Genomic DNA, 15,019 nt, shown 5'->3' with positions numbered 1-15,019 from the left:
TCCCCAAGGGATAGCGCAACGAACGCCCCACAGGCCCCGAACCACGTGTCTCACATGATCCGAGACATGCCAGTCTCAGATGTCCCCGGACTCAACATCCAAGGATGTTGGAGGAAACACTCACGGTCTTTGTGGGGTGAGGGTGAGGGGTGGGTCAGGGGACGGTGGCGATGATCTCCAGCGCCCGCTTGCGGTCCTCGAGGCCCTGCGTGGCGTTGGTGACCATGAGCTCGTCCGCCTGGGCGTGCTCACGGAACTCCGCGAGGTAGCGCGCCACCTCGGCCCCGTCACCGACCGCCGTGTAGCGCATCATGTGCTGCACCTGCTGCCCGAAGGCCGTCCCCATCGCCTCGTCCACCTGCTCCTCGGTGAGCTCGGTGCCGCGGCGGCCGGCCATGGTCCGCAGCCGCTGGCGGCGCACCAGGCGGGCCTGCTCCTCGGCCGCGGCCGTGTCGTCGGCCGCGATGACGTTGAGCGCGGCGATGACATAGGGCTCGGCGAGCTGCTCGGAGGGCTGGAAGCGCTCGCGATAGACCTGCACGGCCTGCTCGAGCGCGTCGGGCGCGAAGTGGCTGGCGAACGAGTAGGGCAGGCCGAGCGCCGCCGCGAGCTGGGCGCCGAACAGCGACGACCCGAGGATGTAGAGCGGGACCTGCGTGCCCCAGCCGGGGTAGGCGTGGATGCCCGGGATCAGGCTGTCCTGCGACAGGTAGCCCTGCAGCTCCTGGACGTCCTGCGGGAACTGGTCGGAGGCGCGGGGGTCGCGGCGCAGCGCACGCAGCGTCTGCTGGTCGGTGCCGGGGGCGCGGCCGAGCCCCAGGTCGATGCGGCCGGGGTGCAGCTCGGCCAGGGTGCCGAACTGCTCGGCGATGACCAGCGGGGAGTGGTTGGGGAGCATGATGCCGCCGGCGCCGACGCGGATGGTCGAGGTGGCCGACGCGACGTGACCGATCAGCACCGACGTCGCCGCGGACGCGATGGTCCGCATGTTGTGGTGCTCGGCGAACCAGATGCGCTCGAACCGGCCCGTCTCCTCGGCCTTCTGCGCCAGGGCGACGCTCTCGAGGAGCGCGTCGCGCGTGCTCTGGGCGGGGGCGACGAACGCCAGGTCAAGGATCGACAGGGGAGTGGCCATGTGGTGGACAACCGGTCGGGCGCGGCGAGGATTCCCGGCGCCCGTGGACCAGCCCGTCCACCAGCCCGTATGCCGACCCGCCCGCCGCCACACGGGGCGGATTCGGGGTGGCGGCGACGCGCGCGGGCTCAGCGCACGACCGGAGGGCCCACGTAGCGCGCCGACGGGCGGTAGATCTTGGTCGTCGTCGCCTGCTCGAGGACGTGCGCGCTCCACCCGACGACCCGGCTGACGGCGAAGGTCGGCGTGAACATCGAGCGCGGGATCCCGCAGCGCTCCATGACGACGCCGGCGTAGTACTCGACGTTGGCGTAGAGCCGGCGCCCGGGCTTGAGCTCGGCGAGCGTGTCCTCGACGACCTGCTCGACGGCGACCGCGAGGTCGACGAGCGGTCCACCGAGGCGCTGCGCCTCGGCCTTGAGCATCTCGGCCCGGGGGTCGTGCGTGGTGTAGACGGCGTGCCCGAACCCCATGATCCGGTCGCCGGCCGCGACGCGCTCGCGCACCCAGGCGGGTGCCCGGTCGACGGTGCCGATCTGGTCGAGCGCCTCGAGGGCCCGGTCGGGTGCGCCACCGTGCAGCGGTCCGGAGAAGGCCCCGAGCGCCGCGCACAGGGCCGACCCCACGTCGGCGCCCGAGGACGCGACGACCCGGGCCGCGAAGGTCGAGTTGTTGAAGCCGTGGTCGACCGTCGCGACGAGGTAGCGGTTGATGGCGCGCTCCACCTCCGGCGTGGGGCGCTGGCCGGTGACCATCCACAGCCAGTCGGCCGCGGCCGAGAGCGTGGGGTCGGGGGCGACGGCGGGGAGCCCGGCGCCGCGTCGGTGCAGCGCGGCGAGGATCGTCGGGGTGGCGGCGGCCAGGCGCAGTGCCTCGGCCCGGACGGCGGCGGGCGAGGCGCCATACGTGGGGGGTGAGCCCGTGGCGAGGTGCGAGAGGACGGTGCGCAGCTGGGCGAGGGGCGCGCCCGTGATGCCGGTCGAGGCCTCGCGGTCGACGAGGTCGAGCGTCGCGTCGTCGAGGACCCGCAGCGGCGCGAGCTCCTCGGCGAAGGCGCGGGCCTCGTCGGGTGTCGGCAGGTCGCCGGTGAGGAGCAGGTGCCAGACCTCCTCGAGGGTGCAGCGCTCGACGAGGTCCAGCGCCGAGTGCTCGCGGTAGTGGTAGAAGCCCTCGGCGCCACGCACGTCGCCGACGGTCGTGTCGGCGACGACGAGGCCCTTGAGCCCGGGTGGGACGGCGATCTGACGGGTGTCGGTCATGTTGATACGGTCGGCCTGCTATCAATGTGTTGTCAACGTTGATCGCGTGCATGGTTGATCCTGTCAACGTCGCCTGATCGCCCCTCGGAGGTCGTATGCCGAACCGCCCCGCCCCGGACCGCGAGCTGCTGACCACGGCCCAGGTCGCTCGTCTGCTGGGGGTCAAGACCCAGACCGTCTACGCCTACGTGAGCCGGGGGCAGCTCCGGCCGACGCACCGTGACGGCCGGCGGGCGAGCTACTTCGCGCCGGAGGACGTCGAGGCGCTGCAGGGGCGTTCGGGCACGCTCGGGCGGGGGACCGGGCTCGCGGAGTCGGTGCGCACGACCATCACGCGGCTCGAGGGCGACCGGCTCGCCTATCGGGGGCGCGACGCGTCCACCCTGGCGGAGGCGGCCTCGGTGGAGGAGGTGGCGGGCCTGCTGTGGGGCGGTGACGAGCCCGTCTCGCTGGTCGTGGACGAGGAGGCCCTGGCCGACGTCCGCGACGGGCTGGCGGCCCTGCCCGAGGGTGCTCGCCTCGTCGAGCGGCTGCGCCTGGCCGTGCTGCTGCTGACCGCGCGCGACGCGCGACGCCACGACCTCGACCCGGCGGCCGTGCGGGAGCGGGCCGGGCTCCTGATCGCCACCGCCACCGCCGCGCTCCTCCCCCGCGAGGCGTGGGGGTCGGCATACGAGGGCTCCGACCAGGCGACGCGGTGGACGGCGGTCGTCGGCGGCGACCCCGACGACGAGGCGCTCGTGGACCTCGTGCGGCGGGCGCTCGTGCTCCTCGCCGACCACGACATGGCCGCGTCGACGACGGCGGTGCGGGTGAGCGCCAGCGTGCGCGCCGACCTGGGGTCGTGCACGCTGGCGGGGCTGAGCGCCATGGACAGCCCGCTGCACGGGTCTGCCGGGGTCCAGGCGCGGCTGCTCCTCGAGGCGGCGGTCGCCGACCCGCCCAGGACGCTGGGGCGGGTGCTGGCGGACCCGTCGGCGGCGGCGGGTTTCGGCCACCGGATCTATCGCGAGAGCGACCCGCGGGCCGAGCACCTCCTGGGCAGGCTGCGGGTCGCGGGGCTGGGGGCGCTGGAGGGGCCGGCGACGCTGCTCGAGGAGGGGCTGTGGGAGCGGCACGGCCTGTTCCCCAACAGCGACTGGGCGCTCGCGGTGCTCGCCCACCGCCACGACCTGCGGGTGGACGCACCGGAGGCGGTGTTTGCGGGGGCCCGCCTGGTGGGGTGGGTGGCCCACGTGCTGGAGGAGTATGCCGAGGAGCCGCTGCGCTTCCGTCTGACAGGGGTCTACCAGGGGCCGCGATGAGACATCTGATGTGCCCGTTTGAGGGGGGACGTTTCGGGGGTTGGACCTGCGGATCTGTCCGTTGCGGCGAGGATCGTGCCCGAATTTCTGTGTTCTCTTCACTTTTGCTATTGACTGGACAGAAGCGGGCGCGCTTTACTGGTGCCACGGATCCTCGCCGTTGAGGGTCACCTTGTGAAAGGAACGGCCGTGGCTAGTACCACCGCTACCTCGGGCGGCGCAGAGCGCGTGTCGGCCCGCGTGCACGTCCAGAAGTTCGGGACCTTCCTGTCCAACATGGTCATGCCCAACATCGGCGCGTTCATCGCGTGGGGCCTCATCACCGCCCTCTTCATCGAGAAGGGGTGGCTCAACTCCGGCGGAACCGGTGGCCTCGCCGCCAACAGCTGGGTGGCCCAGATCGGTGGCTGGGGTGACTTCAAGGACGGCGGCATCGTCGGTCCGATGATCACGTACCTGCTGCCCCTGCTCATCGGCTACACCGGCGGCAAGAACATCTACGACGTCCGCGGTGGCGTCGTCGGCGCCATCGCCACGATGGGCGTCATCGCCGGCACCGACATCCCGATGTTCATGGGCGCCATGATCATGGGCCCCCTCGGTGGCTGGACGATGAAGAAGATCGACGCCATCTGGGACGGCAAGATCAAGCCCGGCTTCGAGATGCTGGTCAACAACTTCTCGGCCGGCATCTGGGGCATGGTCCTCGCCATCTTCGGGTTCTTCGCCATGGGCCCGGTGGTCAAGGCGTTCAGCAGCGCCGCCGGCAGCGTCGTCGGCTACCTGGTGGACCACGGGCTGCTGCCGCTCACCTCGATCCTGATCGAGCCGGCCAAGATCCTCTTCCTCAACAACGCCATCAACCACGGCATCCTCACGCCGCTCGGCACCAACGAGGCCGTCCAGAAGGGCAAGTCGGTCCTCTTCCTGCTCGAGGCCAACCCCGGCCCCGGCCTCGGCCTGCTGCTCGCGTTCTCGCTCTTCGGCAAGGGGCTGGCCAAGGGCTCTGCTCCCGGCGCCGCGATCATCCACTTCTTCGGCGGCATCCACGAGATCTACTTCCCCTACGTGCTCATGAAGCCGAAGCTGATCGCGGCCGTGATCCTCGGTGGCATGGCCGGCGTGTTCACCAACGTGCTCTTCGGCTCCGGCCTGCGCGCCCCCGCCGCTCCCGGCTCGATCATCGCCGTGCTGCTCCAGACCGCCAGCGACAGCTACATCGGCGTCATCCTGTCCGTCATCGTCGCCGCGGCCGTGACGTTCGCCGTCGCCGCCTTCCTGCTCAAGACGGACCGGGCCGACGACGAGGGTGACCTCGCTGCCGCCACCGCCCAGATGGAGGCCAACAAGGGCAAGAAGTCCTCGGTCGCCTCGTCCCTGACCGGCGGAGCCGCCGGTGCGGGTGTCGGCACCGATGGCCACAGCGGCCCCATCCACAAGATCGTCTTCGCCTGCGACGCCGGCATGGGCTCGTCCGCCATGGGCGCCTCGGTCCTGCGCCGCAAGGTCAAGGCCGCGGGCCACGACGACGTCACCGTCGTCAACAAGTCCATCGCGAGCCTGGCCGACGAGTGGGACCTCGTGGTCACTCACCAGGACCTCACCGACCGCGCCCGTCAGCGGACCGGTTCGGCCGTCCACGTCTCCGTGGACAACTTCATGAACAGCCCGCGGTACGACGAGATCGTCGATCTCCTCGGTCGCACCAACGGCTCCCAGACCCCCGCGACCGTCGCTGCCCCCTCGGCGGCGGCCGCGGGCCCCACGTCCGGCGTCACGCACGACGCCACGTCCGGCGTCACGCACGACGCCACCGCCGGTGCCCCGCAGGGCGGCGTCCTCGACCGTGACGGCATCGAGCTGTCGGGTCGGGCCCGCACCCGGGACGAGGCCATCGAGGAGGCCGGGCGTCTGCTGGTCGCGCAGGGCGCGGTCGACGACGCCTACGTCGCCTCGATGCACGAGCGCGAGCGCTCCGTCTCGACCTACATGGGCAACCTGTTGGCGATCCCGCACGGCACCAACGAGGCCAAGGCGTCGATCCGCCGCACGGCCCTGTCGTTCGTGCGCTACGCCCACCCGGTCGACTGGAACGGCAGCGAGGTGAGGTTCGCGGTCGGCATCGCCGGTGCCGGGGACGACCACCTCACCCTGCTGGCCTCGCTCGCCCAGGTGTTCCTGGACGAGCAGCAGGTGGCTCGCCTCGAGGCGGCGACGTCGCCCGAGGAGGTGCAGGAGATCCTCTCGACCGTGCAGGCGCAGGCCTGACACAGCCCCTGAGGACTCACCTCCACAGAACCCCACGAGGGGTCGCTGCGACTGATCGCGGCGGCCCCTCGTGGTATGTCTGCGTCAGGCCACCGACGCAGGCCAGCGGTGCCGGCGCCACGCGTCCCAGGTCGCGAAGCCGGCGGGTGGCGCATCGATCGGCTCGCTGCCGTCGAGCTCACCCGGGGTGGGGACCTCCATGGCGGCAGCCCACTGCGTCAGCTCCTCGTCGGACATCGGCCAGGTGGTGCGTGGCTCCTCGGCCTGGCGTCGGTCCAGCCGTCGGCGCTGCTCCTCGCGCGCGAGCTCGACGTAGCGCAGCTCCACCGTCGCCCCACGATCGAAGGCCGCCTGCCGGAGTGCGGACCGCTCGTCCCGGCTCCACAGGCCGAAGTCGATGACGACGTCGACCCCGAGCTCCAGGGCGCGGAGCCCGATCTCGACGAGGCGGCCCTCGATGACGGCCTGGGCCTCCGGTGGGTTGTCGGGCCCGTAGAGGGCGTGCACCCACTCGTCCTTGGTGAGGCGGAGCGCCTGGTGCTCGACCTCGAGGGCGCGGGCCACCGTGGTCTTGCCGGTCCCGGGCAGCCCGACGGTCAGGTACAGGGTGGCCCGCCGCATCGTCACCGGCCGCGGCACAGCCGGATGAACGCGCCCAGCTGCAGCAGCTGCTCGGGGGTCTGCGGCGTGAGCTCGGTGAGTACGCTCGAGCGCACCACCACGGCGAGCCACTGGGCCCGCGAGATGGCGACGTTGAGCCGGTTGCGGTCCAGCAGGAAGTCGGCCCCGCGGGGCAGGTCGGCCAGGGCGGACGCGGTCATCGACATGATCGCCACGGGCGCCTCCTGGCCCTGGAACAGGTCGACCGTGCCGACCCGCACCTCGTCGAGGCCTGCGCGGTCCAGCGCCTCCCGCAGCGCGCCGACCTGTGCGTTGTAGGGCGCGACCACCACGAACCCGTCCTGCCCGAGCGGCTGCTCGTCACCGTCGGGCATAACGCGCCAGGGAGTCCCGAGCAGGCCCCGCACGACCTCGACGACCGCGTCGGCCTCCTCGGGCGAGGAGACGGAGTTGTCGTGGTGCTCGACCGTGACGACGCGCAGCCCGGGCTCGACGCCGCTCAGCGACCGGCCCAGGGTGACGGACTCCTCGGAGCGCAGACGCCCTGCGTAGGCCAGGTGCGAGATGGGCTCGCACACCGCCGGGTGCATCCGCCACGTGCGTTCGAGGAAGTACCCGAGCTCGGCGGGGAGGGTGTCGTGCCCGGCCGAGAGCCACCCGAGGGCGGACTCGTCGACGGGCTCGGGGTGGATGCCCTGGGACACCTGCGGCAGCTGCTGGGGGTCGCCGAGCAGCAGGAGCCGGGAGGTGCAGCGGGCCACGGCGAGGGTGTTGGCCAGGGAGTACTGGCCGGCCTCGTCGATGACCAGGACGTCCAGGTCGCCGTCGTCGACCGCGTTGAGGTTGCAGAAGTCCCACATCGTGCCGCCGACCACGCAGCCCCGGGATGCGGCCCGGTGCTCGTCGAGGAATCCCCGCACGGCGCGCGCGTCCTTGAGCGCCGTCCAGGAGGGGTCCTCGTGCTTGGTCTTGGGCTTGCAGACGTCATCGGCGGGGACGCCGACCTTGACGACTCTGTCGAGGACGTTCTCGACCACCGCGTGCGACTGGGCGACCACGCCCACCCGCCAGCCCAGCCGGACCAGAGCAGCGATGACGTGCGAGGCGACATAGGTCTTGCCGGTCCCTGGAGGTCCCTGCACCGCGAGGTAGGACCCGTCGAGCGCCGTGACGGCGGCCGTGATGGCGCCCACCGCGTCACCGTTCACCACGGGCGGCAGGCGGTCCAGCCCGCTGAGCCGGGGCGGCCGGCGACGCAGGACCTCGATGCCGGGGTGGGGCGGGAGCGCCGCGACCCCACCGGCCGCGTCCACCCGTGACGCCAGCGTCAGCAGCGCGTCCTGGATGGCCTTGACCATGGGGCCTGGTCCGACGGTCAGGGCCGCGGGCAGGTCGTCGTGCTCGTCAGCGCCCTTGGCGAGGCGTTCCTCGATGGTCAGGCGCAGCCGCCCGCCGGGGACCACCTCGGCCTCGGTGACCGCGAGGGTGCTGGTGGCTCCCATCGCTTCGGGGCTCGGCGCCTCGATGCTCACGGGGACGGGTGAGGGGTAGACGAGGAAACCGCCCCCCTCGCCCTTGCCGAAGGACATGCCCGGCTCGTGCCGACCCACCGCCGACAGCACCCGGCGGACGCTGCGCTTGCCGGGCGGCTTGCCCCAGTCCTCGACGACCTCGACGCGGTCCAGCACGACCGCGTCCCGCGAGGCGGGCCAGTCGTCGAGCGAGGACTGCAGCCGGTCGAAGTGCGCCCACCAGAAGGGCTTGCCCTCGCGCCGGTGGTAGTCGACGGCCGCGCCCACCATGGCGACCGCCTGGTCGTCCGCGTCGCGCTCGTCGGCCGGGCCCGCCAGCGCGAGGAGCCGGTCCACCACGACGGCGCCGGGATCGGCAGCCGGGGCGTCGCCCTCGGGCTCTACGTCGACCAGCGCTCCTTTGGGCGAGCGCTCCGTGGCGACGCCCGACTCGGCGAGCCGGTCGAGCAACCAGTCGCGCAGCCGCAGGGTAGAGACGCAGTCGTATTCGTTGTAGTCGGCGATGGACTGCAGCAGCCGGTCGGCCTCCTCGACGTCGCCGCGGGCCCGGGCCTCGGACCACCGGTGGTACTCGACGATGGAGTCGCCGGCCGTCGTGACCTCGCCACCGCGCAGGTCGTCGCCCATGTAGAGGGGCTCGAGCTTCTTGATGGAGTAGGACGGCTGCGAGACGCGCAGGGACCGCTTGACCACGGTGTAGAGGTCGACCAGGACGCCCTCCCGCAGCAGACGGTCGACGGCCTCCTCGCCGACACCGTGACGCCCGGCGAGGCGCAGCAGCGCCGTCCGCTCGTAGGCGGCGTAGTGGTAGATGTGCAGCCCCGGGTGGCGGGCCCGGCGCTCCTCGACGTAGGCGAGGAAGTCGATCAGCGCCTGCCGCTCTTCGCCTCGGTCGTGCGCCCAGAACGGCCGGAAGGTGCCGTCGGTCTCGACGACGCCGAAGAGGTACTCCAGGCCCTGGTCGCCCGCCTCGTCGCCGGCCCACATCGGGTCGCCCTCGAAGTCGAAGAAGATGTCGCCCTCGTCCGGGGCCGGGATCGCCCGGATCGCCTCGGGGGTGTGGACGTCGAACTCGACGGGCCGCGTCGAGCCGTCGGGCGGGCACTGCCGCACCTGCAGCCGTGCCTGCGCCCGCAGCTTGTCGAAGGTCGTCCGTGGCAGGTCCTCCACCGGCTCCTCGCACGCGGCGAGCTGGTCGATGGTGCTGATCCCGGCGGCGAGCAGCTTCTTGCGCTGCACCGCGCGGACACCCGCGACCTGCCAGACGTCGCGGGTGGCAGCCACCTCGGCGGCGCACACGTCGCAGGACCCGCAGGCCGTGATGCCGGGGGCGCCCCAGGCGACGGGCTCGGTGGCGGCCAGCCGGTCGGCGACCAGCGAGACGAGGTGGGCGCGGCGCTCGGCATACACCGCCTCGATCTCGGCCACCGGAAAGGTGGGCCGGGAACGGTCACCCAGCACGAGGGTCACCCGATCCGTCGGGTCGATGCCCCCACGGCGCAGCTGGTCGGCGTAGGCCGCCAGCTGCAGCAGCGCGGTGACCTTGGCGTGGCGCGCCAGCTTGGTGTCGTGCACCTCGTAGGCCGGATGCTCCGGGGTCCAGGAGTCGGCGCGCACGAGGAAGTCCGAGTAGCCGAGGAACTCCCCGTCGTAGAGGCAGCCCTGGTAGACCACGGGCACGCCCTCGCGCATCGCGGCGAAGGTCGCCTCCCGCGCCGCCCACAGCGCGATCGGCGTGGACCGCGGGTGCTCGATCCGGCGCACGCCCTCCGCGCCGTGCACGGCGAGCAGCCGCTCGAGCTCCACCTGCTCGTGCGCGTCACCGAGGGTCGCCAGCTGGTCCAGCATCGCGTCCGGTGCGGCCTCGGTGCGGGGCAGGCGCCCCAGCATCACGTCGAGCTGACGCAGCAACCCGAGCTCGCACGCCGATGCGCGAGACAGGTCCGTGGCGCTGATGACGATGCGTTCGCCGATCTGGTGCATGTCGACCCCCTTGGTCCTCTGCCAGGAACCTAGCAACGACCACCGACACACCCCCTCGGGGCATGAACCCGGACGTGTCGTCGTTGGCACGAAGACACCCCGAACGGAAAGGACTCCTCATGTCCCGCATCGCCGTCATCGGTGGCCACGGCAAGGTCGCCCTGCTCCTCGCCCCTCTCCTCGTCGCCGACGGCCACGAGGTCACCTCGATCATCCGCAACCCCGAGCACGCCGCCGACGTGGAGGCGACCGGTGCCACCGCGCGCGTCGCCGACGTCGAGCAGCTCGACACGGACGGCATCGCCGACGTGCTCCGCGGGCACGACGCGGTCGTCTGGTCCGCCGGCGCCGGCGGGGGAGACCCCGAGCGGACGTATGCCGTCGACCGCGACGCCGCGATCCGCTCGATGGACGCGGCCGGCCAGGCCGGCGTCCAGCGCTACGTGATGGTGAGCTACCACGGGGCCGGCCAGGACCACGGGGTGGACCCCGACGACGCCTTCCACGCGTACGCGCAGGCCAAGGCCGACGCCGACACCTACCTCAAGCGCACCGACCTCGCGTGGACGATCCTCGGGCCGAGCCGGCTCTCCCAGGACCCGGGCAGCGGTCGCATCGCCACCCCTGGCGTCAAGGACGCGGCCGTGTCGCGCGCCAACGTCGCCGCGGTGATCGTCGCGACGGTCGACCGGTCCGGCCTCACGGGCCAGACGATCGAGTTCAACGACGGCGACACCCCCATCGCGGAGGCGCTGGCCGACCTCGGCTGAGACCGAGCGAGATCGAACGAGATCGAGGCTCAGACCCTCCTAAACAGTGCACAACGCCGAGTTCCTGCCCGATATCGGGCAGGAACTTGTCGTATGACATCCCTCCGCCTCACGATCATCCTGTGCACGACCCCGACATCGTCGATCGCGTCGCCGCCTCGACCGGCCTGAGCCGCTCCGAGGCCGAGCGCGTCGTCGACGACGTCGTGGCCTGGCACCGGGAGAGCGTCGAGGACTACGTCCGCCGCCGCCACGCCCACCTCAAGACCTACGGCACCCGCAACGCCGAGGCGTTCGCCATCATCGCGGACGAGCTGCGATCGCGGGTCGTCGCGGCGCCCGAGCTGTCCGAGCGACAGCTGCGGCGCATCATCTACGGCTGACCAGGAGATCACCCATGTGCGGCATCGTCGGATACATCGGATCCCAGCCCGCGGCACCCCTTCTCGTCGAGGGGCTGCAGCGGCTGGAGTACCGCGGCTACGACTCGGCCGGCCTCGCCGTGCTCGGTATGACGGGAACCACGGTGGTGCGCACCGTCGGTCGCGTCCGCGGGCTCGAGGCTGCGCTGCCCAAGCGGCTCGCCGGCAAGGTCGGCATCGGCCACACCCGGTGGGCGACCCACGGACCCGCGGCCGAGCGCAACGCCCACCCGCACCGCAGCGAGGACGGTCGGATCTCGGTGGTGCACAACGGGATCATCGACAACGCCACCGCGCTGCGCGCCCAGCTCACCTCTGCCGGGGTGGAGCTCGCCAGCGACACCGACACCGAGGTCGTCGCCCACCTCGTCGCCTGCTCCGGCGCCGACACCCTCGAGGGCGCCGTGCTGGAGGCCCTCGACCGCATTACCGGCACCTACGCGCTCGCCGTGGTCGACGAGCGTCACCCGGACCGGATCGTGGTGGCCCGCAACGGCTCTCCGCTGATCATCGGCGTGGGGGACGGCGAGATGTTCCTGGCCTCGGACGTGGCAGCCCTGGTCCGTCATACGACCTCCGTGGTGCACCTCGACGACGGCGAGCTGGCGACCATCACCGCCACGGGCTTTCGCACGTTCACGGCCGACGGCGAGGACACCGGGCGCACGCCCGTCGAGATCGCCGTCGCCGCAGAGGATCTCGAGCTGGCCGGGCACGAGCACTACATGCGCAAGGAGATGCTCGAGCAGCCCGACAGCGCCGAGGCCGTCATCCGTGGCCGGCTCGACGAGCGCTTCGGCACCGCCCGGCTCGACGGCCTCAACCTCGCCCCGCGCGAGCTGCGCGGGTTCCGGCGCGTCAAGATCCTCGGCTGCGGATCCGCCTACTACGTGGGGCAGCTCGGCGCCCAGCTGCTCGAGGAGCTCGCCCGCGTCCCCGCCGACGCCGAGGCCGCCTCCGAGTTCCGCTACCGCAACCCCGTGATCGAGCCGGACACGCTCTACGTCGTCGTGTCGCAGAGCGGCGAGACCGCCGACACGGCCTTTGCCGTGCAGGAGGTCAAGCGCAAGGGCGGCCAGGTCGTCGCCCTCGTCAACGTCGTCGGCTCGACCATCGCCCGCGAGGTCGACGGTGGCATCTACCTGCACGCCGGACCCGAGATCGCGGTCGCCTCGACCAAGGCGCTCACCAACATGGCCATGGCCTTCGCGATGCTGGCGCTGCTCATCGGGCGCGTGCACGACCTGTCGGTCGCTGACGGCAAGCGAATCATCAACGGACTCAAGGCGATCCCCGCGCAGATCCGCGAGATCCTCGACCAGGAGGGCGAGATCGCCGAGCTCGCCCGCGAGATCGCCGGCTCCCAGAGCGCGTTCTACATCGGACGCGTGCGCGGCTTCCCGGTCGCGCGCGAGGGCGCGCAGAAGCTCAAGGAGGTCAGCTACATCCACGCCGAGGCCTACCAGACCTCCGAGCTCAAGCACGGCCCGCTGGCCCTGATCGACGAGTCCATGCCCACCGTCGCGATCATCCCCGACGACGACCTCACCGACCGCAACGTGGCCGCGGCCGAGCAGGTGCTGGCGCGCAAGGGCCCGCTCGTCGCCATCACCCACCCCGGAGTCGACCTGTCCCACCTCGGGATCCGCTCGATCGTCGTGCCTCGCAACGAGCCCGAGCTCGACCCGATCCTGCTGACCATCCCCACGCAGCTCATCGCCTACCACGCGGCCCTCGCGCTCGGCCACGACATCGACAAGCCGCGCAACCTGGCCAAGTCCGTCACCGTCGAGTGACGGCGCGGGGTCGTCTTGGCCGGCTGCCCCCGTCGCGAGCTCCATCCGCCGTCTGCGGCTGCGGCCCCGGTCTCGTGCTGCAGCCCGAGACCGGCGCCAGCGAGCAAGACGGTGGACAGGGCGCCAGACGCCACGTCGTGGACGCCCACCTCCGAGCGGCCCGGCGCGCCAGGTAGCGTCGCCGCATGAGCTCGACCTCCCTCCTGATCCACGACGTGCGCCCGGTCGGCCTCGACGGGCCCGCCGGCAGGGCGGCGTCGCTGTCGCGAGGCGAACCTGTCGAGCCGGTCGAGCCTGTTGACGTCTTGGTGATCGACGGGGTGATCCGCGAGGTCGGCCCACGCCTGACGGGTCGCGCGGGCCGAGGCGTCGACGTGCTCGACGCCGGTGGCCGCTTCGGCATACCGGGCCTGTGGGACCAGCACGTCCACCTCGACCAGTGGGCGCTGCAGCAGGTGCGGCTCGACACGACGCTCGCCACGGGGCCGGGCGACGTCGTCGAGCTGGTGCGCCGCCGGGTCGCGGAGCTCGGGACGGCCGACCGGACCAGCGTGGTCCAGGGCTGGGGACATCGCTCGTCGACCTGGGCCGGGGCTCGCACCGCCGCCGCGCTGGACGACGTCAGCGGCGAGCACCCGGTCGTCCTCATCAGTGGTGACGCCCATCACGGGTGGATGAACTCCGTTGCGCTGCAACGACTGGGCTTCCCGACCGGGGCTGGCGCGGGCGTGGTGGAGGAAGGGCCCTGGTTCGCGGCCTACGGGCGTCTGGGGGCGACCTTCGGGCCCGACCCGCACCTCGACGACGGACTTCGGACCGTGCTGCGATCGGCCGCCGAGCTCGGCGTCGTCGGTGTCGTGGACTTCGAGTTCGGCGGGGCGCTGGGGTCGTGGCCGGGCCGGGTGGCCGCGGGGCTGGACACGCTGAGGGTGCGGGCATCGACCTACGAGGACGGCCTGGCCGACGTGCTCGCCCGCGGTCTGCGCACCGGGGACTCGCTGGACGCGACCGGACTGGTCACCATGGGCCAGCTCAAGCTCATCTCCGACGGCTCGCTCAACACCCGTACGGCGCACTGCTGCTCGCCCTACCTCGACGGGACCGGACGCGGCGCGCAGAACTACTCGGCCGAGCAGCTGGTGGAGCTCCTCGGCCAGGCCGCCCGGGCGGGGCTCGAGTGCGCCGTGCACGCCATCGGGGACGCCGCGGTCGAGATCGCCCTCGACGCCTTCGCGGCGACGCGGGCACACGGCTCGATCGAGCACGCCCAGCTCGTGCGGTGGCCCGACGTGCCTCGGCTCGCGGCGCTGGGCCTGCGCGCCAGCGTCCAGCCCGCGCACCTGCTCGACGACCGCGACGTGAGCGACGGCTGCTGGGCCGACCGGACCGAACGCTGCTTCGTGCTGCGGTCGATGCTCGACGCCGGCATCGGGCTGGCCCTCGGGTCCGACGCCCCCGTGTCCCCGCTCGACCCCTGGCTCGCGATGGCTGCCGCGGTCCACCGTTCCGGCGATGACCGCGCGCCGTGGCACCCGGAGCAGGCCATCTCCGTGCGTGAGGCGCTCGCCGCCTCGGTCGACGGTCAGCGGCTCGTGCCCGGATCACGCGGCGACGTCGTTCTGCTCGACACGGACCCCCTTGCCCTGCAGGGGGACTCGCGCGAGGTTGCGCACGGGCTGCGGCGGATGCGCGCCGGCGCCACGATCGTCGCCGGCCGCCTGGTCCACGGCCTCTGAGCCGTATGCCGCGCGCACTGCCGCGTGCACAACTGCTGCACTACCGCGCACGCATACCGCGAATTCCGTTGTGGCACAGCGCGCGAGTGCCGCGACGCAGCCGGATGTGCAGCAGTTGATCGCGGGTAGCGCTCCAGCACCAGCCACCCAGCACCTCGGTAGCCACGAGGCGGATAGAGCCCCGTTGAGTGGT

At 72.2% G+C, this 15,019-nt stretch carries 10 protein-coding genes; 6 read left to right on the top strand and 4 right to left on the bottom strand.

Features of this window, described 5'->3' with window-relative positions; genetic code table 11:
- Nucleotides 1-154: 154 nt before the first annotated feature.
- Together B4K29_RS16825 and B4K29_RS16820 are read right to left on the bottom strand one after the other, a co-directional pair.
- Entirely contained in the window at nt 155-1,135 is a 981-nt protein-coding gene (locus B4K29_RS16825) for an LLM class flavin-dependent oxidoreductase (protein WP_019285181.1), read from the bottom strand.
- Nucleotides 1,136-1,263: 128 nt separating this feature from the next.
- Nucleotides 1,264-2,394, bottom strand: a complete 1,131-nt coding sequence (locus tag B4K29_RS16820; protein WP_286960040.1) for a citrate/2-methylcitrate synthase — start codon at nt 2,392-2,394, stop codon at nt 1,264-1,266.
- Nucleotides 2,395-2,489: 95 nt separating this feature from the next.
- On the opposite strand from B4K29_RS16820, the gene B4K29_RS16815 reads away from it, so the two are divergent.
- Nucleotides 2,490-3,698 carry a citrate/2-methylcitrate synthase gene (locus B4K29_RS16815; RefSeq protein ID WP_286968290.1) on the top strand — a complete coding sequence of 403 codons (1,209 nt, stop codon included), beginning with the start codon at nt 2,490-2,492 and terminating at the stop codon, nt 3,696-3,698.
- Between the two features lie 276 nt (nt 3,699-3,974).
- The gene (locus tag B4K29_RS16810; RefSeq protein ID WP_286968294.1) at nt 3,975-5,966 is read left to right on the top strand and encodes a PTS mannitol transporter subunit IICBA; all 1,992 of its coding nucleotides are present in this window, start codon (nt 3,975-3,977) and stop codon (nt 5,964-5,966) included.
- An 84-nt stretch (nt 5,967-6,050) separates the two neighbouring features.
- On the opposite strand, the gene B4K29_RS16805 is transcribed toward B4K29_RS16810, so the two are convergent.
- Nucleotides 6,051-6,587 carry an AAA family ATPase gene (locus tag B4K29_RS16805; protein WP_286968292.1) on the bottom strand — a complete coding sequence of 179 codons (537 nt, stop codon included), beginning with the start codon at nt 6,585-6,587 and terminating at the stop codon, nt 6,051-6,053.
- 2 nt (nt 6,588-6,589) lie between these two features.
- Complete coding sequence (locus B4K29_RS16800) at nt 6,590-10,102, bottom strand: TM0106 family RecB-like putative nuclease (protein ID WP_029211748.1); 3,513 nt, start codon at nt 10,100-10,102, stop codon at nt 6,590-6,592.
- 119 nt (nt 10,103-10,221) lie between these two features.
- Between B4K29_RS16800 and B4K29_RS16795 the strand changes: the two genes are divergently transcribed.
- The 4 genes from B4K29_RS16795 to B4K29_RS16780 all read left to right on the top strand — a co-directional run bounded on the left by B4K29_RS16795 (nt 10,222) and on the right by B4K29_RS16780 (nt 14,826).
- Nucleotides 10,222-10,872: an SDR family oxidoreductase gene (locus tag B4K29_RS16795; protein WP_019285176.1), complete on the top strand. Its 651-nt coding sequence runs from the start codon at nt 10,222-10,224 to the stop codon at nt 10,870-10,872.
- A gap of 122 nt (nt 10,873-10,994) precedes the next feature.
- Nucleotides 10,995-11,255: a hypothetical protein gene (locus tag B4K29_RS16790; RefSeq protein WP_019285175.1), complete on the top strand. Its 261-nt coding sequence runs from the start codon at nt 10,995-10,997 to the stop codon at nt 11,253-11,255.
- Between the two features lie 14 nt (nt 11,256-11,269).
- Nucleotides 11,270-13,090, top strand: coding sequence for a glutamine--fructose-6-phosphate transaminase (isomerizing) (gene glmS / locus B4K29_RS16785; protein WP_286968287.1), 1,821 nt, complete (start codon nt 11,270-11,272; stop codon nt 13,088-13,090).
- 185 nt (nt 13,091-13,275) lie between these two features.
- A complete protein-coding gene (locus tag B4K29_RS16780) occupies nt 13,276-14,826 on the top strand; it encodes an amidohydrolase (protein ID WP_029211752.1) in 1,551 nt (516 codons plus the stop codon).
- The last annotated feature ends 193 nt before the right edge of the window (nt 14,827-15,019 follow it).

It is taken from the genome of Arsenicicoccus sp. UBA6765, from assembly GCF_002453335.1.
GTDB classification, from domain to species: Bacteria; Actinomycetota; Actinomycetes; order Actinomycetales; family Dermatophilaceae; genus Arsenicicoccus; species Arsenicicoccus bolidensis.
The sequence above is the reverse complement of the archived record's forward strand: the minus strand, read 5'-3'. Positions and strand labels throughout refer to the sequence as shown.